Genomic DNA, 21,561 nt, shown 5'->3' on the forward strand with positions numbered 1-21,561 from the left:
CGGTGCCGGAGTGCCGGAGTGCGGCGAGGCGGCTACCAGCGGTACCAGCGGTTGCGGCTGCCGGAGGAGTGGGTGCCGCGGGCGACGAAGCCGACCAGCCAGATGACCAGGACGACGACGGCCACCCACCAGAGGATCTTCAGCGCGAACCCGGCGCCGAACAGGATCAGAGCGAGAAGCAGAACGACAAGCAGGGGAATCAAGGTGACCTCCGTAGTCGATGTCGGTGAGCGCCTGCCCCGCCGTTCGGGGTCCATGCGTATCGGCCGCTTCTGCGTGCATCCGGGCTCTGGTGTTTCGGCGTCCAGTCACTAACATGAGTGGTCCTCATGTTAGTGAAGGAGTTGGGCATGGTGAACCGACTTGAGCTGCCGGCGGGGTTCCGGTGGGGTGTTTCGACGGCCTCGTACCAGATCGAGGGGGCGGTGGCGGAGGACGGCCGGGGGCGTTCGGTGTGGGACGTCTTCGCGGAGCGTCCGGGGGCGGTGAAGGACGGGCACACAGGGCGGGTGGCCTGCGACCACTATCACCGGTACGGCGAGGACGTCGCGCTGATGCGGGAGTTGGGGCTGGACGGGTACCGGTTCTCGGTGGCCTGGCCGCGGGTGGTGCCGGAGGGGAGCGGCGTCGTCAATGCGGCGGGCCTGGACTTCTACGACCGGCTGGTGGACGAGCTGTTGGAGGCGGGGATCACGCCGCTGCCCACGCTGTTCCACTGGGATCTGCCGCAGGCCTTGGAGGAGCGGGGCGGGTGGTTGGAGCGGGACACCGCCTACCGGTTCGCCGAGTACGCCGAGATCGTGGCCGACCGGCTGGGGGACCGGGTGTCGGCCTGGATCACGCTCAATGAGCCTTTCGTGCACATGGTGTACGGGTATGCGCTGGGGATCCACGCGCCGGGGCGCACGTTGATGCTGGACTCCCTGCCGGTGGCCCATCACCAGCTGCTGGGGCACGGGTTGGCGGCTTCGGTGCTCCGGGAGCGTGGGAGGGAGGTGTTGATCGCCAACAACCTCACTCCCGTGCAGCCGGCTTCGGCGGATCCGGCCGATGTGGCGGCGGCCGAGGCGTACGACGCGCTGCACAACCGGCTGTTCACCGACCCGCTGCTGCTCGGGCGCTACCCCGACCTGAGCGCGTACGGGGTCGGGGAGGACCTCGACGGGTGCGTCCGGGAAGGTGACCTGGAGCTGGTCTCGGGGCCTGGGCTGGACGGGCTCGGGGTCAACTTCTACAACCCGACCAGGATTTCGGCACCCGCCGAGCCGGGGCTGCCGTTCGCCGAGTCCCCGATCGAGGGCGTACCGCGGACGGCCTTCGGCTGGCCGGTGGTGCCGGACGGGCTGCGGGAGTTGCTGGTCGGCCTGCGGGAGCGGTACGGCGCGGCGCTTCCGCCGATCGTCATCACCGAGAACGGCTGCTCGGTGGCCGACGAAGTCGCCCCGGACGGCACTGTGGACGACCGGTTCCGGATCGACTACCTGGCGGGCCATCTGGACGCGGTGGCCCACGCGGTGGCCGAAGGGGTCGACGTGCGGGGATACTACACGTGGTCACTGCTCGACAACTATGAGTGGGCGGAGGGCTTCAGTCAGAGGTTCGGCCTCGTCCACGTGGACTTCGAGACCCAGCGTCGGACCCCGAAGGCGTCGTATGCCTGGTACCGCGACCTGATCGCCGCCCACCGGGCGCGGCACGGCGGGTAGTTGGGCTCGGGCCTGGGGGGTGCCCGTCAGGCCCGATGCAGGTTCGGCGGGGCTTTGCGTTGCAAGCCCATTGCCGCCACCGTGCTCGGGGAAGAGATGACAGGGTGTTCGACAGGTCCGATGGCCTTCGCCAGTGCTTCGTTGGTCGCGCCTGGCCGGGCGGGAGGCCGGCTCCCGGCGGAACGTTCAGGGGAGGAACTGGGCGAGGGTGGCGGTGACGGCGGCGAAGGCGGTGACGACGTGCATTGGGGTGGTGGGTGGGCGGCGCCGCCCAGGCGGGCGAGCCTACCCACAGCCGTGGCCGCCAGGAGCGCGAGGACGGCATGAGAGCGGCGGTGACTGATCAGACCGAGCGGAATCCGGGGTGGCGACGGTTCCGTCCAGCCGCAGTCCGTATCGGCTGAGTCCGGGCAGGGCTTCTCGACCACTGCGCGGCTCGCTGAGGAGCATGCGACTCGCCGCTTTCGTCGCGGAGGACACCGTCGGGCGGGCCGCCCGACGCGGGGAGGGGCGGGTCCGGCTCGGGGAGTCTCGGGGCTGGGGTAGCACCCGTCACGGAGATCAGGCTGCCCGTCGCGTGCGTTGCGGGCGATCCCCGCGCCGTCGGTGTCGACCAGCGCAGCGGACTGCGGTCTTGCCGCAGGTCACGCAGGGTGTGCATGGCATGCGTCCTTCGAACGCCTGCTGCTCGCAGTGCGGCGGCGGGGGTGCGCCGCCGAGTGTTCCGTTCGCCTGGCCGACGTCGGCTGTGCAACCAGCGGACCCGTGGTGTCTCTCCGATGCCCGAACAATCCTGTGTGCCGATTGGGCTAGCCCAATCGGCAGCCGTGCCGGACCCGTAGCTGGAAGGACGCCCCCGCCATGAGCCGAAGCCGATCCGCAGTACCGCACCCCCGCCGTGCCATGACAACCGCCGCCACTGTCGCCGTGGCCCTGGCCGCCCTGGTCGGCTCCGCCACAGCCGTCGCGCCACAGCCCGCGGCGGCCGCCACCCAGAGCACGAACCTGCTGCTCAACGCCGATGCCGAGACTTCGCAGTGCAGCCCGGGCGGCTGGGAGGAGACGACCGTGCCCGGCTGGCAGCTCGTCTCCGGTGACCCGGTGATCAACTGTTACGGCGTCCCGACCGGGGCCGCCACCACCACCCCGGGCTCGCCGACCAAGGGCGGCGCCTACTTCCAGGGCGGCTCGCGCGGCTCCTCCGAGATGACCCAGACCACCGACGTCTCCTCGGCCGCGAGCGCGATCGACGCGGGCGGCGTGCACTCCACCGTCTCCGGCTGGCTCGGCGGCGTCGGCAGCTACAACGACGCCGCCGCGGTCACCGTCACGTACCGCAGCGCGAGCGGCGCCTCGCTCGGCACCTCCTCGATCGCCCCGGTGCTGGCCGCCGACCGCGGCAGCGTCACGAAGTTCGTCCAGCGCGGAACGACCACCGCCGTGCCCGCCGGGACGCGGTCGATCGCCACCACCGTCGACTTCACCATGACGGGCACCCAGAACGACGGCATGGCCGACGACCTCGCCCTGACCCTGGACACCCCGGTCACCGCCCCGACGCTGACCGTCCCGGCCTCCACCGTCCCCTCCTACGACCACGTCTTCGTCGTGATGATGGAGAACAACAACTACTCGGCCGCCTCCAACACCGCCGACGGCGGCGCCGGCATCATCGGCAACGCGGCCGCACCGTACATCAACCACACCCTGGTGCCGATGGGGTCGCTCTTCACCAACTACCACGCGGGCACCCACAACTCGGACCCGAACTACGAGCAGATCGCCTTCGGCAACTCCTACGGCCGCAGCAACCAGGCCGTCGGCGGCGGCAATGCCAACTGCATCACCAGCACCGCCTGCACCGCGACCAACAACGGCCTGGGCGACAACCTGGACGCGATCGGCAAGAGCTGGAAGCAGTACACCCAGACCCAGACCAGCAACTGCCAGACCACCGGCAGCGGTGAGTACTCCCCGGACGACGTGCCGTTCTACTACGCGGCGAAGATGAAGAACGACAACGCCTACTGCCAGGCGCACTGGCAGCCGCTGCCGCAGTTGCTGAACACCGACCTCAAGTCCACCGCCACCACCCCGAACTTCGTCTGGTTCGACCCGGACTCCTGCTACGACATGGAGGACTGCGGCATCGGCCCGGGTGACACCTGGCTCGGCCAGACCCTGCCCGCCCTCTTCAACTCCCCGGCCTGGACGCAGCAGAAGTCCCTCCTGCTGCTCACCTTCGACGAGGACGGCGCCGGCTCGCCCGGCGGCTGGGGCCCCGGGCAGACCAACCAGGTGATGACACTGGCGATCGGCTCGCAGGGCACGGTGAAGGCCGGGTACCAGGACGCCAACCGGTACGACCACTACAGCAGCGCCCGGGTGATCGAGAGCGCGCTGGGCATCACCACCATGACGAACAACGACAAGTGGGCCACCCCGTTCAACGAGGTGTTCACCGGCTCCCAGACGGGCGGCAACACCGTCGCCGCCGCGAACCCGGGCACGCAGAGGGCGACCACCGGCGCCACCGCCTCGCTCCAGCTGACCGGCACCGACTCCGCCCCGGGCCAGACCCTCACCTGGACCGCTACCGGCCTGCCCGCCGGGCTGACCGTCAGCTCCACCGGCTTGATCTCGGGCACCCCGACCTCGGCCGGTACCTTCACCGTGACCGCCACGGCCACCGACAGCACCGGCGTCTTTGGCTCGGCCACCTTCACCTACACCGTGACCTCCGGCACGCTCTACACCGTCCAGCTCACCAACTCCACTGCGGAGACCGGCACATGTGGCACCGGATCCGGCGGCTACCCGGCCCAGGGCTGGACGGCCACCAGCAACCAGCCCCAGCAGGTCTGCTACGGTGCCCCGTCCTACCCCACCACCGCCCAGGGCCCGCAGGCCCCGGCCGCCCCCGGCGGCGCCTTCTTCGACGGCGGCCCGTACGCCTCCGCCCAGATGACCCAGAGCGTCGACGTCCGGAGCCAGTCCGCGCAGATCGCCACCGGCACCCTGCCGTACACCCTCTCCGGCTGGATCGGCGGCTACAGCTCGCAGGGTGACAACGCCGGTGTCGTGGCCACCTTCCTCGACGCCTCGGGCAGCGCCCTCGGCACCGCGACCCTCGCCCCGGTCACGCCCGCCCAGCGGAACAACCAGACCGTCCTGCTCCGTGAGCAGGCCACCGGCACCGTCCCGCAGGGCACGGTCTCGGTCCGTTTCGCCGTCTCCTTCACCCGCACGGGAGGGACGGACGACGACGGGTACGTCGACGACCTGGGCATGACCTTCGGCAGCTGAGCCCTCCTGAGCGTGGCCGAGGCCTGACCGGGCCTCGGCTACGCTCGCTACCGTGAGCAGTCTCCCCACGGACCCGATGCCCTCCCCGCCGCCGCTGGCAGCAGTCCGCGCCGGGGTGCCGGAGCACGGCGAGCCGCCGAAGTACTACCAGGTCAAGCGGAAGATCGACGCCGTCCTGGACGAGCTGGGCCCCGGCACGCCCCTCCCGACCGAGCGCGTGTTCGCCGACCGGTTCGGCGTCTCCCGGATGACGGTCCGCCAGGCCATTCGTGAGCTGCGCCTGGAGGGCCGCGTCCAGCGCAGTGGCCGCTCCTCGGTGGCGGGCCGGCCCAAACTGGTGCAGCCGCTGACCCTCGCCAGCTACACCGAGGGCGTCCGTCGGCAGGGCCACCGCCCAGGCCGCCGGCTCGTCGTCCTCGAACAGCTCCCGGCCACCCCCGCACTCGCAGCCGCCCTGCAGATCGCACCCGGCGCCCCCGTCTTCCACCTCGAACGCCTGCTGCTCGCCGACGACGAACAGGTCGGCCTGGAGAGCACCTACCTCTCCGCCGCCCGATTCCCCGCCCTGGGGGACGAGTTCGACCCGGCATCCTCGCTCTACGCCTACCTTCGCACCCACGGCGTGGCCTTCGCCGACGCCGACGAACGCATCGAGACCGTCCTCGCCTCCCCCCGCGAGGTCCAACTCATCGGGACCAGCCCGGCCCTTCCGATGCTTCTCCTCAACCGCATCACCCGCGACCACGCCGGCCGCCCGGTCGAGTGCGTCCGCTCCCTCTACCGCGGCGACCGCTTCAGCTTCACCGCCCACCTGACCGAAGGGCAGTGACCCGCCGCTCGGGTAGGCAGGGGTTGGCCCCGACCGGGGTCGGCGGTCGGGACCTTCGGTCAGCTGCCGCTGGAGACCGTGGTGGCCTTCTCCCCGCCCGCCGCAGCGGTGTCGGTCCGGGGTGCGTCGCCCGTCGCCGGGGCGGCGGGGACGGTGACGAAATCAGGCGTACCCGGCCGCTGGCCTGGAGTCGCGGACCCTGGCCCTCAGAGTAGTGACGCTCCGCAGGGGGCGGCCACGCTTCGCGGGAACGGGCCGCCCCAGCCGGTCGCCGATGGCATCGTGATCTTCACGGCCGGTCCAGCGTGATGGTTCTGCTGTCGGCGAGGTGGGCCTGCCAGTGTGTCAGGGCTGTTCGTGCGTCGAGCGTGATTGGATGGTCCACTCCGAAAATGCGCCTCGCGTCGGCGTAGAGGGCGAGATGCGCAGTGATCGCGTCCTCCGGGATGCCCTGATGGCTGTGCCACCACAGGTACTCCTGTTGCAGAGCAAGTGTGCGCGGGTGGTCCTCGCCCAGGACCGTCACGCATTCCTGGTGGAGCTCTCGCAGTAGAGCGGCGGCTTGGTTGGGCCGGCCACTCATACCGGCGGCGTGGGCGGCTCGTTGGCGCGCTTGGAAGGTACGCGGATGGCGGACTCCCACAGCAGCAGTGAGGTCGGTGATCAGGTCGTTCAGCACCTGGGTGCCGTGTGCCCACTCGCCGAAGGCTACGAGCCAGTGGGCATACTCTAGGCGGGTGTCGATGGTCTGCGGGTGGTCTCTTCCCAGGACGCGCTCAGTCTCGTGAAGTACGGTCCGCAGTTCGTCGACGGCCCAGTCGGCATCCCCGGATTTGCCCATCCAGTGGGCGTGCTCGCGACGGATGGTCAGGGTCTGGGGGTGGTAAGGGCTCAGGGCCTGCCGGCTCGCGGAGAAGAGGCCTCGCAGCAGGTGCACCGCGGTGAGTGGATCGCCTGCCGTTCCCTGCCAGTGGGCTGCCCGTGCGGCGATGGCCAGGGTCTGCGGCGCGTCTGGTCCGATGAGCTTGCGACTGACGTCTGCGAGTTGCCGCAGTGCTTGTGCTGCGGCGCGGGGCCGTCCCGCTTCGCCTTGCCAGTGGGCCAGACCGGCTAGCCGGACCAGGGTGTCGATCCCATGGGGCTGGGCGTTTGCCAACCGTCGTGCGATGTCCCTGTAGACGGTGGTGACGGTCGTGATGTCGCCGACCTTTCCGTGTTGCTCGGCCAGTGCTGCCCGCGCGGACAAGGTGACATGGTGGTTCGGTCCCAGTGTTCGGCGCATGTCGCCGAGTACATCCTCCAGGCTTCGGGCTGCGGCTCGGTCGTCTCCGGTCGCGTCCAGGCAGCGAGCGAGTTCGAAGCGGATCGTGAGGACGAGTAGGTGGTGAGGCTCCAAGCGGGTAGCAGCCTCCGCCGCCAACTGCTCGAAGTAGGTGATCGCGGCGCCGGTTTGACCGCTGTCTGCCAAGCTGATGCCTGCGCGGAGCATGACGGCACCAGCCGTGCCTGATGGATCGTTCCACAGGGACGGATCCGACCTTCGCAACGCGGCTGCGCAGCCGCGCAGGGCTTGGGCAAGGGCTTGGCCCGTGTCGACCGTGGGCCAGGCATCGTGGAGGGCATGGGCTGCGACTCGGGCTACGGCGGTGTGCTGCCCGGGGCCGAGGGTGTCACGGGCGGCGTGCTGGACAAGGGCATGCACACGTAGCAAACCGAAAGGGCGGCCAGGATTGTCCGGCAGGCGGTCGGCGATGCTGAGTCTGTGCAGGACCCCCAGGACGGTCCTGATGCGGTGCACGCTGACGTCCGACATCGGGTTCGGGGCGAGCTTGCGGGCCCATCGATGGATCAGCCGTGATTCGACGGCATGGGCGTCCTCGATGTTCCGGCGTGCTGTGAGCCGGACCTGCCTGCCCAGGAAAGCCCGCGCGCTGGAAGCGCACAGAACCTCCTCGGGAATGCCGTTCGGGTCGAAGTACGACGACAGCTGCAGCAGGGGCGTCGCCTGGCTGGCAGTGACTTGGTCTGCCCGTTCCAAGCTGAGAGGGCGATAAGAGCCAACTCGCCCTGGTTTATGTGATCGCCCCGGAGGGTTATAGGGGATTTACCGGACAGAGCTCCCTCCAGTGAGGCGGGAGTCACCGTTCGAAGCCTGCCGATGAGGCCGTCCACGCGAATTCCGCAGGAGATGGTCCGTCACCACGAGGAGCAGATCAGGACCAAGTTCGAGGAAACGGCTCTTATCGCCCTCTGAGAGCCAAGACGGCTGCGAGGGTGGAGGTCTGGTCGTCCGGCAATGATGTGGGAGCAAGTTCGGACAGCGGCCGCCGTTCTCGGAGCATCTCGCGGTAGTGACGGCTCGTCAGTCCAGAATCTGCAGCGTCGATCAGATAGGACGCCGCCTGGGCCAGCGCGAGCGGAAGATGGCCGAGTTCCTCGGCGAGCTCGGCGAGGTCCTCCTCGGGCTCGGTCGGCAACCTTCTGCTCAGGCGCCGGCGCAGATAGGCCAGCGACTCGGCGACAGTGAAGTGCCCGACATCGATCTGCGTCCGTCCGTCAGAGAGCCACAGCGGATCCCGCCGTCGCGTCGTGACGACCACTTGGCCGCAGGCCCGATGAGGCGGCCACAGCCGGTTCACGTCAGCGCTGTCCTGTACGTCGTCCAGGACGACCAGCCAGCGCTTCGACGTGGTGCTCAGCCACGCCAGGAACAGCTGTGGCCCCTCCTCGAAGTCCGACGGATCAACGCTGGCGACCTGCGCCGCAGCCTGGGTGTACGCCTGCCGGACAGCCTGTGCGCTGCTCGCGTTCACCCACACGAGCAAATCAAGCGCACCGCTCACGAGCAGACTGTTCGCATGATGGGCAGCCAACTGGGTTTTGCCCACACCGCCCATCCCCGCAAGTACCTGACACAGTACGACAGGCGTACCTGTACCGGCAGCCACCGACAACGCCAGTGCCGAATCGCGGTATTGGAACGCGTCCGCGACGGCCGGCACGACGCCGATCTGTAACGGCCAGGACTGCTGGACCGTCGTGAACGTGATCTGCCCACCCTGAATGACCGGCCCCACAACGGTGCTGCCGGAGAGCACGTTCACCACTTGGCCGTGTTCGCCGGCCACACACCCTCCCCGAACTCACTGGATGGACCATCATGCCCTACCGAAGCGGCCCAGGAAGGGTGTTGTCGCCCATGTGGAGCCGCGACCGTGCTTCGCAGTTCCGGGTGCACTCGCGGCGGACTTCGGAGCTACGCGGACTTCGGAGCTACCCGGAACCGGCCGCCGGAACGGTAGCTGTGTGGGTGGCCGTCGGCCGACGGGGCCCGTGCAGGTGAGGCCTGCTGGCGGAAGGGGAGGTTCGGTTCACGGTCGGCGGGCTTCCACCGCGTCCAGCCACCGGTGGACGGATCCCGGCACCACGCACCTACCGTTCGGCGGTGATCCCGGTGTAGACGGGGACGCCGAAGGCGTTGAGTACGAGGTTGGAGACCCTGGTGGAATAGCCGGCCGTGCCGTTGCGGTACCACAGGGGGATGGCGGGCAGGTCGGGGACGAGGAGCTTCTCGGCGGTCCGGAAGTCGGTGACGGCTCTCTTCGGGTCGGCGTCGGCATTGGCCTTGTCGACCTGGGCGTCGAAGTTCGCGTTGCTGTAGTGGGAGATGTTCGCGGAGCCTCCGACGGTGTACAGGGGCTGGAGGAAGTCCTGGATGAGCGGGTAGTCCATCTGCCAGAAGGCGATGAACGCTCCGGTGGTCCGCCGGCTGAAGATCTGGTCCAGGAACTCGGCGAAGGTGCCGACCGGGCGGCCGACGCAGGCACTGGTCGAGCCGAGGGTGTTGTTGATGCTGTTGCAGATGGCGTCGACCCACAGCTTGTTGGGCTGATCGGCGTTGTAGCTGATGGTCAGTTGGCCGCCGGGGATGCCACCGCCTTGCTGGATGAGCGAGCGGGCCTTGTCCGTGTCGAGCACGCAGACGGCGCCGCACAGGCCGGTCTGATAGCCGCCGGCGGCGCCGAGGACGGGAGAGGTGAAGTCGGTGGCGGGGGTCCGGGTGTTGTTGAAGATGGCCTGGGTGACGGCGGGCCGGTCGATGGCCATGGAGATGCCCTGACGGACCAGCTTGGCCGCGTCCGTGTTCCACTCCGGGCGGTAGAGGGGGAAGTTGAGAGTGTCGATGATGCCGGCCGGCTGGTTGAGGTAGCGGCCGCCGAGGTCGCTTGCGACGGTCTTCAGCGCGCTGGTGGGCAGGTTGTTGTCGACGTCGAGGTTGGCGGCTTGCAGGTCGGCGTAGGCGGCGTTGGGGTCGGTGTAGACCTTGAGGTCCACGCCGCCGTTCCTGGGCTTGTCGGTGCCCTTGTAGCGGGCGTTGGGCCGAAGCCGCATCTGCCGGGTGCGTTGCCAACTGTCGATGACGTACGGGCCGTTGCCGATCGGCTTGTCCAGATAGGCGGCGTGGTCGGTGAAGAAGGCTCTGGGCAGCGGGTAGTAGGCGACGTAGCCGAGGGTCTGCGGCCAGGTGGAGAACCTCTGGGTCAGGGCGACGGTGAAGGTGGTGTCGTCGACGACCTTCAGGCCGGACATGCTCCGGGCTGTGGGCGTACCGGAGGTGGGGGCGACGTCGCCGTAGCCCTGGACATAGGAGTAGAAGCTGGCGTTGACCTGCTTGTTGGTGGCGAGGGCTCCGTAGTTCCAGGCGTCCACGTACGAGCCGGACGTCACCGGGGTGCCGTCGCTGAACGTCCATCCCGGTCTGAGTCTGACGGTCCAGTTCTGCTGGTCCGCAGAGGTGATCGACTCGGCCATCGCATTGCGGGCCTGAGCGGTCTTCGGGTCGTACGCCACCAGGCCGGTGAAGATCATGTTGAGGGCGGCGACACCGTTGACCTCGTTGGTGTCCGCCGGTTCCAGCGGGTTCTGCGGGTCGGCCCAGGTCGCCCTTACGATGCCGCCGCCCCCGCCCGTGCCGGTGCCGCCGGCGCAGCCGGTGGCGATCACGGCCATCGATGCCGCGGCGATCACGGCCAAGCGCACTCGGGTGGCTGCGGGCACGGGTGATCCTCCTCGTCGGCCGCACCATTACACCTGCTGGGCGGCGGGGTGGACGCGCGGCGCGCGGGCTGCACCGCCGGATGGGCGACGAAGTGGTCCGGCGCTCCGCACCGGAACGGTCTTGCCGATCAGGGTTTCGGGTGGGGAGTTCCTGGCGAAATACTCCAACCATGGGCTTATCGCCGGTTGCCGGTCATCCTGCTGTCGCTGTCTTCCGTGAGCCCCGAGGCGGGCGGCCCGTCCCGGTGCTGGGTGCGCGGGTCGGTGCCGAGGCGAGACGGACGGGGTGCGTGCTGGCCGGCGTGGCGACCCATGCCGGACCTGTCGTGCGGACCCTCGCGCTGCGCCAGGCCGCCGCCGTCGCCGGTGAGTTGGCGGCCGCACTGTCGGCGCTGGCTCCGGCCGTGGCCGGTGAGGCGCTGCCGCCGGAGTCGACCAGTCAGTCGTTCTTCCGGGTCCGTGAAGTGGAACTGTCGGACCAGCAGGCTGCCCTGCACGGTGTCCTGGTCGTCCACCGCGGTCTGGAGGATCTGTGTGATGCTCCGCTGTCGGGTGCCGACCTGGCGCTGGAGGTGGCCGGGATGCGGCAGTCGGTGCTCGACCTCACCGGTGCCGGGCCGGGCGCCGGCCCTGACCCCGTCCCGCCGGTGGCCGTCCCCGAGCCCGGTGCGGGGGCGTCGCCCGAGAGCGAGTGGAGTGCCCGGTGGCTCGTCGGGCACCAGGTCCATGTCCTGTTCAACGTCTGCGCCGCGGTCGCCGTGGCCGACGCCACCCGCCATCTGCGGCACGGCGACGGCGATGCCGCGCTGCTGCGGCTGGCGGACGCGACGGTGTACGTGCGGGGCTTCCCGGCGGCCATGGCCCACGCCAGTGCGATCCCGGCCGACCACTACATGGCGGAGATACGTCACACCATGGCACCTCCGTCGGTGGACGTCCCGTTGAGCGGGCGCCAGCATCGCGGATACCGGCTGTTCCGGGCGGCGATGAAGGACCTGCTGTCGGAGGTTCCCGACTCCTACGAGCAACTTGCCTCTCGCGCACCTGAGTTGGCCGAGGCGCGGGGAGCTCTCCTGGAGGCCGACATCGTGGACGGTGAACGGCACGTCACCCTGGCCTACTCGATGGTGCATCTGCGCCGTTCCATCGCCCAGAAACCCGAGGGCCCCGACAACGCCGTCGCCGAACTACGGCTCATGCGCCACCGCCGCGCGGCCCAGTACGCCTCCCTGATCCGATTCGGCGACCACTACATCGCCGACGCCGTGGCCGGCCTGCGCCACTCGTGAGTCCGCGCGTCCGTCCGCCCGCCCGACCCCCGGCAGGAGACCCTGATGCCCGAGACGACGCCCGGCACCACTCGAACCACCGCCGCCGACTGGGAACTTGACCCGGCCGATGCCGACGCCTGCGAACGGCTGGCCCGTACCCTGTGCACCGGCGGGCCCGTCCAGGTCGACAGCCCCGAGTGGGTGGCCCGGGCCCGGGACGCCTGGGAGGCCCTCCCCCTGCCGCTGCGCCGCGGGGTGCGCCGGTTCCGAAGGCACTCCGGCCCGCACGGCACCCTGGTGATCGGCGGCCTGCCCGTCGATCAGGCGGCCCTGCCCCCGACGCCGGCCGTGCCCGGCTCGGTCCAGCGCCGGGCCGCCGTCCCGGCCGCGCTGCTCACCATGGTGGCCTGCGGGCTCGGCGAGCCGCTCGCCTACCTGGCCGAGAAGTCCGGCGCCCTCGTGCAGGACGTCGTGCCCGTGCCCGGGCAGGAGACCTTCCACGGTAACGCCGGATCGGTGCCGCTGTCCTTCCACACCGAGAACGGCTTCCACCCCCACCCACCCGACTACGTGGTTTTCCTGTGCCTGCGCGCCGACCACGACCGGGTCGCCGGCATGCGCGTCGCCGGCCTCCGCCAGGCACTCCCGCTCGTCACCGCAGCTGGCCGCCAGGTGCTGTTCGCACCGGAGTTCGTCACCACCCCGCCGCCCTCCTTCGGCCTCGGCGCGGCCGACCCCGATGCCGAGCCCCGGCCGGTGCTGTCGGGGGCGGCCGATGATCCCGACATCCGGATGGCCCAACTCGTGACCACTCCGCTCACCCCTCGGGCCGGTGCGGCCCTGGCCGAATTCGGCCGGGCCTGCGAGGCGACCGCCCGTACCCTGCGGCTGACCCCCGGCGACCTCGTCATCCTCGACAACCGCGTCACCGTCCACGGCCGCACCGCCTTCCAGCCCCGGTACGACGGAGCGGACCGCTGGCTGCAACGCACCTACGTCACCACCGACCTGCGCCGCTCCCGCGACCACCGCCCCCAGGACGGCCACGTACTCGCCACCGGAGGCCGCCCGTAGGCTGCGGACACCCGGTGGTACGCTCTACTCCGGTGCCCGGAAGCCGCCGATCCTCTGTTCGAGCAGTTCGGCCAGCCGCAGCGGGGTGCGGTCCTCGAACATCGGACCGATGAGCTGCACTCCCACCGGCAGGCCCTCGGGGGACCGGCCCGCCGGTACGGCGGTGGCGGGCAGGCCGGGCATGGTGGCCACACCGGCCCAGACGAGCTGGTCGAAGTACGGGTACTCGACGCCGTCGATGTCGATCCGGCGTCCCAGCGGATCGGGGTTGTGGTCGTGCGGGAACGCGGGAGTGGGCGTGATCGGACACACCACGGCGTCGAACTCGGCGAAGAGCCGCCGCCAGCCCTGACGGTGGAGCTCGCGACGGCCGTTCGCCTCGATCCAGTCGCGGTGGCTGAGCACCATGCCGCGCAGCAGCGACGCTTCGAGGCTCCGGTCGTCCGCGCTCAGTCCGGCGGCGCGGGCCCGCAGCTGCTCGTGCTCCTCGACGGGGAAACGCGCAGCGGACCCCGAGAACAGGAACTGCCGGTAGAGCATGGCGGCTTCGGCCGGATCGGGCAGCAGCGGACTGTGCCGTTCGACGCGGGCGCCGCCGTCGGCGAGCGCGTCGGCCACCCGGTTCACGCCCGCCCGCACCGCGGCCCCGGTCGGAATGAACGGATGCTCGTCGAGGACGAGGACCCGGAAGTCGCAGAGCCGCTCGTGGCGCGCGGGCGGCAGCGTCAAGTCGTACGCCACACCGTGCGTCAGCGGGTCCGGTCCGGCCATGACGTCGAGCAGGAGCGTGAGGTCGCGGGCACTGCGCGCCATCGGACCGACGACGGCGAGGTCGTGGTCGGCCGGCAGGGCCGGCGTGGCCGGCGGGGCCATGCCGCGGGTCGCCGCCAGTCCGAGTGTCGGCTTGTGCGCGTAGATGCCGCAGAAGTGCGCGGGGGTGCGCAGCGAACCGGCGAGGTCGGACCCGATGGACAGTGCGCCGAATCCGGACGCCAGGGCCGCCGCCGATCCGCCGGAGGATCCGCCCGACGTGCGACCGTGGTCCCACGGGTTGTTGGTGGTGCCGTGGATCTCGTTGAAGGTCTGGATGTCCTGCAGCCCCAAGGGCACATTGGTCTTACCGAGCACCACCGCGCCCGCGGCCCTGAGCCGCGACACCTGCACCGCGTCCTCGGCCGGCCGGTGGTCCCGGTGTTGCGGCATGCCCCAGCTCGTGGGCAGCCCGGCGATGTCGTAGGACTCCTTGACCGTCACCGGAATGCCGAGCAGCGGCCGGTCCTCACCGCGGGCGCGCGCCCGGTCGGCATCGCGCGCGGCGGCCCGCGCACGGTCGAAGTCCGGCACGCAGATCGCGTTGATCGCTCTGTCGTCCCGCTCGATACGGGCGATCGCCTCGTCGGTCAGTTCCGCCGAGGTCACGTCACCGGCACGCAGGGCAGTCGCAAGTTCTTCGGCCGTCTTAAAGTTCCACTCCATGAAACCGACCGTAGCGGCCTCGGGAACAGGCCACGAAATGCCGCTTCGCGCAACGGAACAGGTGTCCCGGTACTCGTCGGCTTCCGCCCCGGCGGCTGAGAAACCGCCCTCACGTCACGATCTGCGGCCAGCCAGCCAGCCAGCCAGCCCGCTCGCCTCGCACCGGACAGCAACCGTGGGCTCGCCGATCTCGGCGAAGGGACCGGCCCCGAGCACACGACGGACGGACAGCGGCCCGGACAGCGGCCCGGACAGCGGCTCGGACGTCGGCTGGGACATCGGCTCGGACATCGGACAACCCCTCCTGAAGAGCGTCGGTATCCTCGCACGCTGCCCCGCCGGCGGACGAACGGATTCCGCAGGAGCCCCCGGTCGCAGGGTGGCACGGAGTGGGGGAGCTGCGTGCTGCCCACTTCCCGAGGTCACACGGGCGGCGTCAGGTCGCTGTCGCTGACGGTGTACGTCAGCAGGGGGTAGGTGAAGTCCGTTTCGTGGTTCTCACGGCGTCGCAGTCGGTAGAACTCGTGCCGCTGCTCCTCGTCGGCCGGCCGGAGGCGCGGACCTTGCGGCAGGTGCGCATGTCCGTCGCGAAAGCGGACGAAGGTCTTCGACGTTCGAAAGGTCACGCCCAGCCATTGGTTGTCCGCCGCCCGGGCGGGCGTGTCCAGGACGATTCGGTGCCTGAGCCGCCGATTCGAGCTGACGGAGAACGCGACGATGCTGTGGTGGGCGAGGGGGATCTCGAACTTCTCGCCGTCGCCCTCCTTTGATTCGAAGATCAACTTTCTGGGCGGGCCCGCTTCGGGATTCTCGTAGCAGGAGAAGACGGCGATGAACGACTCGTCGGCCAGATCCAGGGCCTGGTCGGAATGGCCGCCCATGGTCCGGTAGGCGTTCGTGTAGATCTCGATGAGGGCGTTGTTGAAGCCGACCGGGAGCGCCGTGCATTCCTGAACCTGCCGTGCAAGCCGGTCATGTGCTGCGCGGAAGTGCTGTGCCGGGCTGCCGTAGCGAGTGGTGGTACGTACCAGAGGTACGCCGCCCGCCTCGTCGGCCCTGACGAGTACGGCGCCTCGCCGGCCCTTCCCGGTGTCCTCCAGGCGAGCCGACGTGGACAGCTCCGCGAAGAGGTTCTCCCTGATCGGCAGAGTGCACGAGAGGACCTCGTCCCGGATCCTAGATTCGGGGCGCAAGGTAGTCTCCCGTGTTCATGCTGAAGAGAAGTTCGTCGCCGTAGTCGATGAAGGACGAGGTCCGGTTCTCCTCGGCGTACAGCCTGCGCAGCTCGTCCATGCCCTCCGGTGTGGGTGGCCCCAGCTCCACCAGATCTCCGGCCACCTTGAGGAACGTCCGGCCGTGCCTGTGGACGGCTTCGGCGTCCGAGCAGCGCACCACGTACCCCAGGCGGGTCGGGAGCAGCTCGGCGTCCAGTGCCGAGGGCCGGATCTCGTGGGAGTACAGACGGTTGGTGGAGAGCGGCATGAAGAACACGGAACCGGGATAGAGGGTCACGGTGAACTGCGGGGGCAGCACGACACCGTCGCGCTCCTCGACCGGCTCCTTGAGGCGGAAGTGGAGCCTGGTCAGCCCGCTGGCACTCTTCACGCCGTAGTCGAAGGCGTCCTCGGCCAGGGGCCGCAGCCCATCGAGCCGGTCGTAGAAGGTGCAGAAGGCCATGATGCCGTTGGCCGGCATGTCCTTGGTCTTGTCGGCGTGGGCCGAGATCCTGGCCTTGGACTGCTTGCGTTCAGGCGTGGCAAGGGTGTTGTGGTACGTCTGGGCGAGGACGTGATTGAGCGGCGCCTGGTCCCGGAAGACGGTGGCGGCCTCGCGGTTCAGGGCGTCGGCGATGTCCGTGTCGGTCGGGCCGAAGCCCTCGGTCGGCCCCGAGAGGTTCGTCGAGCACCGGAGCAGGCGGAAATGCAGGTCGTCGCCGCTGCGTGTGACGGGCGTCAGATAGATTCCGCTGCGATGGGCCGCGCCGGGCTTGGTGGACTCCGTCAGGGACTGGAACGCATGCTCCGCACGGATCCGCCCGAAGTGACCGGCGTCGAGCCCGAAGAAGCGGCGGTAGTACACGCCGACGCCGTGCACCCGGACGGGCACGCGGCCCAGGTCGACGAGGGGCCAAGGCCGGCCGGCGTCCCCGCAGTGACCGTGCGACAGCTCCCGGACGACGAACACCCGGTCAGCCGCCTGCAGTTGGCTGCTGCTGATCCCTGATGTGTCACCACACAGGTAGACGGTCCTCCGGGCGAGGTCGGGCGAGCCGGAAGCAAGGTCCTCCGGCGTGATCACGGACCCGAAGAAGTCCCTGACCAGGTCGTTGTCCTGCAACGTCGCAGGCGCGACCAAGAGGCTGCCCGCATCCTCGATACGGGCTTCTGTCGGCTCTGTTGCGCGCATCAAACGGTACCTGCCCTTCGCGGACCTCGGCGGACTGCTCAAAAGCCCTGATGCTCTCACGGGGCTCGACGACGGGCAACGGTACTGTGGTGCCCGTTGGCAGGTTGGTGACTCCGGGGAGGGGAGCCGTTGCGCAGGGTGCCGCCGGAGATGTTCCGGTTCACGACGGGGGAGAGGGCCGAGCTCTACGGAGCGATCCTGCAGGCCTTCGGCGCGGCCAACGAGCGGCTGGAGACCGCACTGGGGCTGGAGGAGGTCCGCACCCGGCTGCGGACGGTCGGCTGGCTCGACGCGGTCCACGACGACGATCTCCAGGAGGCGCTGCGCAAGCTCAGGGAGTGGCAGCTGCTGGACGTCGTCCAGAACCACGCGGAGAACTACCGCACCGCCGAGGAGTACGAGCGCCGCAACCTCCAGTACTCGCTCACCCGGCGTGGTGAGGCCGCGTTCGCCGGGGTCGAGCACGCCCTGTCCGTACTCGCCTCGACGGGAGCGCTCCAGACGGCGGTGCTGGAGGCGATCACGGACCGCCTCGACGAACTGTACGTCCTGCTGGGTGATCCCACGTCGTCGGACCGCCGGGTCTTCACCACCTTGCAGGAGCTGGAGGGCCACCTGGAGGCGCTGCTGGCCAACATGAAGGCCTTCAACGGCGAGCTGCAGCGACTGCTGCGCGCCGAGGGCGCGGACCTGGCGACCTTTCGCGAGGTGAAAGCCGCGACGGTGGCCTATCTCCAGGAGTTCCTCGTCAACCTCGACCAGCGGGCGCAGACGGTGGCCACCGCCGTGGAGCGCGTCGAGCACCGCGGGGTGAGCCTGCTGCACGAGCGGGCGCTGCGGGGAGCCGAGCTGCCGCCGGTCGCCGACGGCGATCCCGCGCCGGCCTGGCTGGAGCGGCGCCGGGCGCGCTGGGAGGGGCTGCGGGCCTGGTTCCGGCCGGTGGACGGGGCGCGCCCCCGGGTGGACCAGCTGCACGACGTGGCGCGGCGGGCGATCGTGACGCTCCTCCAGGTCCTCGACCGGATCACCGAGTCACGGCGCCGCTCGTCCAGCGCCGTCCAGGACTTCCGGGAGCTGGCCCGCTGGTTCGCCGCAGCGCCCGGCGAGGACGACCTGCACCGCCTGTGGTCGGCCGCCTTCGGCCTCGGCCCGGCCCGCCACGCCCATCTCGCGCACCCCGACCCGGAGTTGGTGCCCTCCTCGGGCAGATGGGCCGAGACGCCGCCGGTACAGGTGTCGGCCCTGCTGCGCACCAGCGGCCGCACCGAGCGGTTCACACGGACCGGAAGGGTACGCGACATCGGCGGCATCAGAGCGGCCCGGGCCGAGCGGGCCCGGAAGGAGCGCGCCGAACTCGAAACGGCCTGGGAGGTCCTGGGCACCGACGGCCCGGTGCGGCTCTCCGGCTTCGGCACGCTGGACCGCACCGTCTTCGACCGGTTGCTCGACCTCCTCGGCCGGGCGCTGGCCGTGCGTCCGGACGCCGGCGGAGCGCGTCGGGCGGTGACCTCCGACGGCCGCGTCGAGATCGTGCTCCGGGCGCTTCCCGACGGTAGTCGGGCCGTCCTGCACACTTCCCGAGGCCGGCTGGAGGGGCCCGACTACCTGGTGGAGATCCGCAGCCCGGGCTCCCCACGGGTGGCCACCCGGGAGGACATCGCATGAGCCGGCCGAGCGCGGTCACCGTCAGGAGGGGCGCATGAGCACCCTCGCCAACCAGCTGGTCCTGGCGGAACGGCAGGACGTCGCCCGGGGTATCAGGCTGCTCCTCGGCCGGCCACTGATCACCGAGCGCGGCGACCCGCCCGCCTTCGAGCTGATCCGTCGCCGGCAGGCCCCGTTGACGAAGTGGTTCGACTACCACTGCGGCTGGCAGCTGGCGGTGGAGCCGCGCCTGGGGTACGCGCGCCTGCTCAAGATCCGGGCGGTCCCCGACGCCTCACGCCCCGCCCGCCGGCCACGGTCCGGCAAGGCTCCGTTCGACCGCCGCCGCTACACGCTGCTGTGCGTCGTCGCCGCCGAGCTGCTCCCGGTCCCGGTGACGACGGTCGGCCTGCTCGCCGACCGGGTCGTCCAGGCCTGTGCCACCGACGAGGCGCTGCCGCCCTTCGACACGGCGAGCAGATCCGAGCGGATGGCCTTCGTGGACGTCCTCAAGCTGCTGGAGGCGTACGGCGCACTCCTCACCGTGGACGGCGTCACCGAGAGCTTCGCCGACTCGGCGAAGGCCAAGGTCCTCTACCGGGTGGACGCCACCGTACTGGTGCGCCTGCTCGCCGCGCCCGTCGGGCCGTCCCGGCTGGCCGTTCCGGTGGAGGACGTACCACTGCGTTTCGACGAACTCCTGCGCGGCACGGTGCGCGAGAGCCGGTACGGCGGTGCCGACGCCTCCGACGCGCAGCGCAATCTCCGGCTGCGGCACTCGGTGCTGCGCCGGCTCTTCGACGATCCCGTCCTCCACCACGACGAGCTCGGCGCCGACGAACTGGCCTACCTCACCTCGCCGACCGGGCGCCAGATCGTCCGGCGCGCCGCCGAGCAGGGCGGCTTCGTGCTGGAGGAACGGGCCGACGGCCTGCTGCTCGTCGACCCGGACGGGATCGCCACCGACAGCCGCTTCCCGGACGACTCCGCGACGGCCCGCGTCGCCGCCCTGCTCCTGCTGGAACCGCTGACGGCCGCGCCGGACGGGCTGACACCGGAACAGCTCACCGTCGAGGCGGAGGAACTCCTGCGCCGCTTCCCCCAGTGGGCGAAGAGCTACCAGTCGGAGGACGGCGCGCAGCGCCTCGCGGCCGATGCCGTCTGCGTCCTCGGCGACTTCGGCCTGGCCCGCCGGGTCGGCGACCGCACCGTCCCCCGGCCCGCGGCGTTCCGCTACCGGACCACCGTGACCGACGGTCCCGCAACCTGACCAGGGAAGACCTCCGATGACCGTGACACAGCTCCCGCCGGGCCCGGCACTCCCGACGGCGGCCGCGCGCTGGCTGCCCGCCAGGGCCGGCATCCTCAACGTCTGGCGCTACTACGACGAGACCTTCACCTTCCACCAGGGCCGGCTGCTCCTGCGGGGGCAGAACGGCACCGGCAAGTCCAAGGCCCTGGAGGTACTCCTGCCGTTCCTGCTCGACGCCAGCCTGCGCCCCAACCGGCTGTCCACCTTCGGGGGCTCCGAGCGCACCATGCACTGGAACCTGATGGGCGAGGGCACCTCGGGCAAGACCCGGGTCGGCTACGTGTGGCTGGAGTTCGTCCGTGGCGACGGCGGCCCTGTCCGGTTCACCTGCGGCGCCAGACTCCAGGCCAGCGTGCACACCACCGGCGTCACCGTCGACTACTTCACCACCGGCGCGCGGATCGACCGCCCCGGCGGCCTCTCCCTGGGGTCGAGCCAAGATGCCTGCGAAACCCACATTGAGATGATCTTGCAGAGCTGATCCCAGGCGGGATGACTCGCTGTCAGTCGGCCTGGAGGGTTGCGAAGTCGGCGTGGGCTCGCTCGACGGCTTCGGGGTACGCCTGGCGCTTCTCGTGCTCGGCGAGCGCCCGGTAGATGCTGGCCAGGCCGGGGTTGTGGCCCTTGCGCTTGCCGGTGGGGATGATCAGGTCGGTGCGGATCTTCTCGACGGACTCGCCGTTCGCCCGGCGCCGCAGCACGGTGTGCAGCATGTCGTCGGTGATGACGGGGGGCCGGCCGCCGTGCTTGCCCTTGCGGGCGGCGGCGTCGAGTCCTTCGAGGGTGGCTTCACGGATGCTCTCGCGCTCGGTCTCGGCCATCGCGGCGAAGAACCCGAAGAGCATCCGGCCGGGGCCGGACGGGTCGTAGATGCCGGGCAGCGGGCCGGCCAGCATCTCCAGGACCAGGCCGTGGGCGGTCAGGTGGTCGGCCAGCGCGGTGAGCTCGGCGGCGTCGCGGCCGAGCCGCTTCATCTCGTAGACGGTGAACAGCACGCGGCAGTGCGGGGCGTGGGCCTTGATCTCGCGGGCCAGGGTGAGCGCGGCCTCGAACTGAGGGCGGACCCGGATGCGGGTGCTGATCTTCTCGGAGAAGATCTTGTCGCGCGGGATGCCGTGCGCGCTGAGGGCGTCCAGCTGCGACTGCAGCTCTTGGGTGAGGTGGCTGCAGCGGGCGTACCCGATGCGGATGTCCGCGCCCGGGGTGTCCGTCTCGGGCGCGGTCGGCGGCGGGGTGCCGGGCCGCCAGGGCTGGCCGGGGCCGCGGCCGGTCGGGGTCGGCACCCGCAGCAGCTTGGCGAGCCGGGCGACCTTCTTGAAGCGGCCGGTGTGGTAGATCCCGGCGACCGCGCCCGAGCGCGAGCGGCAGGGCGATCCCGGCTGGACGCCGCAGCGCGGGCAGTCGTGGCGCTCGACGTCGTCGGCGTCGCTCTCGATGGTGTCCTGAGGGTCCGTCACGCCCGAAATCCTCTCACAAACC

General features: G+C 70.5%; 16 protein-coding genes. 8 read left to right on the forward strand and 8 right to left on the reverse strand.

Annotation, left to right across the window (positions count from 1 at the left end):
* Positions 1 to 32: 32 nt before the first annotated feature.
* Complete coding sequence (locus ABD330_RS23915; protein ID WP_344468020.1) at positions 33 to 203, reverse strand: hydrophobic protein; 171 nt, start codon at positions 201 to 203, stop codon at positions 33 to 35.
* Between the two features lie 147 nt (positions 204 to 350).
* Between ABD330_RS23915 and ABD330_RS23920 the strand changes: the two genes are divergently transcribed.
* The 3 genes from ABD330_RS23920 to ABD330_RS23930 all read left to right on the forward strand — a co-directional run bounded on the left by ABD330_RS23920 (position 351) and on the right by ABD330_RS23930 (position 5,841).
* Positions 351 to 1,706, forward strand: coding sequence for a GH1 family beta-glucosidase (locus tag ABD330_RS23920; RefSeq protein ID WP_344468021.1), 1,356 nt, complete (start codon positions 351 to 353; stop codon positions 1,704 to 1,706).
* 903 nt (positions 1,707 to 2,609) lie between these two features.
* Positions 2,610 to 5,012 (forward strand): alkaline phosphatase family protein, encoded by a 2,403-nt coding sequence (locus ABD330_RS23925; RefSeq protein ID WP_344468022.1) that lies wholly within the window; start codon positions 2,610 to 2,612, stop codon positions 5,010 to 5,012.
* 76 nt (positions 5,013 to 5,088) lie between these two features.
* A complete protein-coding gene (locus ABD330_RS23930) occupies positions 5,089 to 5,841 on the forward strand; it encodes a GntR family transcriptional regulator (protein WP_344468042.1) in 753 nt (250 codons plus the stop codon).
* A 289-nt stretch (positions 5,842 to 6,130) separates the two neighbouring features.
* Here the strand turns inward: ABD330_RS23930 and ABD330_RS23935 are convergent, their stop codons facing one another.
* The 3 genes from ABD330_RS23935 to ABD330_RS23945 all read right to left on the reverse strand — a co-directional run bounded on the left by ABD330_RS23935 (position 6,131) and on the right by ABD330_RS23945 (position 10,899).
* Complete coding sequence (locus tag ABD330_RS23935; protein ID WP_344468023.1) at positions 6,131 to 7,879, reverse strand: tetratricopeptide repeat protein; 1,749 nt, start codon at positions 7,877 to 7,879, stop codon at positions 6,131 to 6,133.
* A 202-nt stretch (positions 7,880 to 8,081) separates the two neighbouring features.
* The gene (locus ABD330_RS23940) at positions 8,082 to 8,969 is read right to left on the reverse strand and encodes an NB-ARC domain-containing protein (protein WP_344468024.1); all 888 of its coding nucleotides are present in this window, start codon (positions 8,967 to 8,969) and stop codon (positions 8,082 to 8,084) included.
* 304 nt (positions 8,970 to 9,273) lie between these two features.
* On the reverse strand, positions 9,274 to 10,899 hold the full coding sequence (locus ABD330_RS23945; protein ID WP_344468025.1) for a peptide ABC transporter substrate-binding protein: 1,626 nt from the start codon (positions 10,897 to 10,899) through the stop codon (positions 9,274 to 9,276).
* A 326-nt stretch (positions 10,900 to 11,225) separates the two neighbouring features.
* Here ABD330_RS23945 and ABD330_RS23950 point away from each other — a divergent pair, with 326 nt between their 5' ends.
* Together ABD330_RS23950 and ABD330_RS23955 are read left to right on the forward strand one after the other, a co-directional pair.
* Positions 11,226 to 12,188, forward strand: coding sequence for a hypothetical protein (locus ABD330_RS23950; protein WP_344468026.1), 963 nt, complete (start codon positions 11,226 to 11,228; stop codon positions 12,186 to 12,188).
* Positions 12,189 to 12,233: 45 nt separating this feature from the next.
* The gene (locus ABD330_RS23955; protein WP_344468027.1) at positions 12,234 to 13,244 is read left to right on the forward strand and encodes a TauD/TfdA family dioxygenase; all 1,011 of its coding nucleotides are present in this window, start codon (positions 12,234 to 12,236) and stop codon (positions 13,242 to 13,244) included.
* Positions 13,245 to 13,268: 24 nt separating this feature from the next.
* On the opposite strand, the gene ABD330_RS23960 is transcribed toward ABD330_RS23955, so the two are convergent.
* The 3 genes from ABD330_RS23960 to ABD330_RS23970 form a co-directional block, all read right to left on the reverse strand.
* Positions 13,269 to 14,720, reverse strand: a complete 1,452-nt coding sequence (locus ABD330_RS23960) for an amidase (protein WP_344468028.1) — start codon at positions 14,718 to 14,720, stop codon at positions 13,269 to 13,271.
* Between the two features lie 422 nt (positions 14,721 to 15,142).
* Positions 15,143 to 15,913, reverse strand: coding sequence for a hypothetical protein (locus tag ABD330_RS23965; protein WP_344468029.1), 771 nt, complete (start codon positions 15,911 to 15,913; stop codon positions 15,143 to 15,145).
* Positions 15,897 to 17,126, reverse strand: coding sequence for a hypothetical protein (locus ABD330_RS23970; protein ID WP_344468030.1), 1,230 nt, complete (start codon positions 17,124 to 17,126; stop codon positions 15,897 to 15,899). Before ABD330_RS23970 ends, ABD330_RS23965 begins: the two co-directional genes overlap by 17 nt.
* A 150-nt stretch (positions 17,127 to 17,276) precedes the next feature.
* Here ABD330_RS23970 and ABD330_RS23975 point away from each other — a divergent pair, with 150 nt between their 5' ends.
* From ABD330_RS23975 to ABD330_RS23985, 3 genes are read left to right on the forward strand one after another with little or no spacing between them, the layout of a single operon-like run.
* Entirely contained in the window at positions 17,277 to 18,791 is a 1,515-nt protein-coding gene (locus tag ABD330_RS23975) for a TIGR02677 family protein (RefSeq protein ID WP_344468031.1), read from the forward strand.
* Positions 18,792 to 18,825: 34 nt separating this feature from the next.
* Positions 18,826 to 20,040 carry a TIGR02678 family protein gene (locus ABD330_RS23980; RefSeq protein ID WP_344468032.1) on the forward strand — a complete coding sequence of 405 codons (1,215 nt, stop codon included), beginning with the start codon at positions 18,826 to 18,828 and terminating at the stop codon, positions 20,038 to 20,040.
* 16 nt (positions 20,041 to 20,056) lie between these two features.
* Positions 20,057 to 20,563 (forward strand): hypothetical protein, encoded by a 507-nt coding sequence (locus ABD330_RS23985; protein ID WP_425555622.1) that lies wholly within the window; start codon positions 20,057 to 20,059, stop codon positions 20,561 to 20,563.
* Positions 20,564 to 20,585: 22 nt separating this feature from the next.
* On the opposite strand, the gene ABD330_RS23990 is transcribed toward ABD330_RS23985, so the two are convergent.
* Entirely contained in the window at positions 20,586 to 21,539 is a 954-nt protein-coding gene (locus tag ABD330_RS23990) for a recombinase family protein (RefSeq protein WP_344468033.1), read from the reverse strand.
* Positions 21,540 to 21,561: the final 22 nt, after the last annotated feature.

The organism is Kitasatospora kazusensis (assembly GCF_039529945.1).
Classification (GTDB): domain Bacteria; phylum Actinomycetota; class Actinomycetes; order Streptomycetales; family Streptomycetaceae; genus Kitasatospora; species Kitasatospora kazusensis.

What these genes read in the sequence shown, in the direction of transcription:
- ABD330_RS23980 (WP_344468032.1), top strand. Translation starts at nt 18,826, where the DNA reads ATGAGCACCCTCGCCAACCAGCTGGTCCTGGCGGAACGGCAGGACGTC.
- ABD330_RS23920 (WP_344468021.1), top strand. Translation starts at nt 351, where the DNA reads ATGGTGAACCGACTTGAGCTGCCGGCGGGGTTCCGGTGGGGTGTTTCG.
- ABD330_RS23970 (WP_344468030.1), bottom strand. Translation starts at nt 17,126, where the DNA reads ATGCGCGCAACAGAGCCGACAGAAGCCCGTATCGAGGATGCGGGCAGC.
- ABD330_RS23925 (WP_344468022.1), top strand. Translation starts at nt 2,610, where the DNA reads ATGACAACCGCCGCCACTGTCGCCGTGGCCCTGGCCGCCCTGGTCGGC.
- ABD330_RS23985 (WP_425555622.1), top strand. Translation starts at nt 20,057, where the DNA reads ATGACCGTGACACAGCTCCCGCCGGGCCCGGCACTCCCGACGGCGGCC.
- ABD330_RS23955 (WP_344468027.1), top strand. Translation starts at nt 12,234, where the DNA reads ATGCCCGAGACGACGCCCGGCACCACTCGAACCACCGCCGCCGACTGG.
- ABD330_RS23960 (WP_344468028.1), bottom strand. Translation starts at nt 14,720, where the DNA reads ATGGAGTGGAACTTTAAGACGGCCGAAGAACTTGCGACTGCCCTGCGT.
- ABD330_RS23975 (WP_344468031.1), top strand. Translation starts at nt 17,277, where the DNA reads ATGTTCCGGTTCACGACGGGGGAGAGGGCCGAGCTCTACGGAGCGATC.
- ABD330_RS23930 (WP_344468042.1), top strand. Translation starts at nt 5,089, where the DNA reads ATGCCCTCCCCGCCGCCGCTGGCAGCAGTCCGCGCCGGGGTGCCGGAG.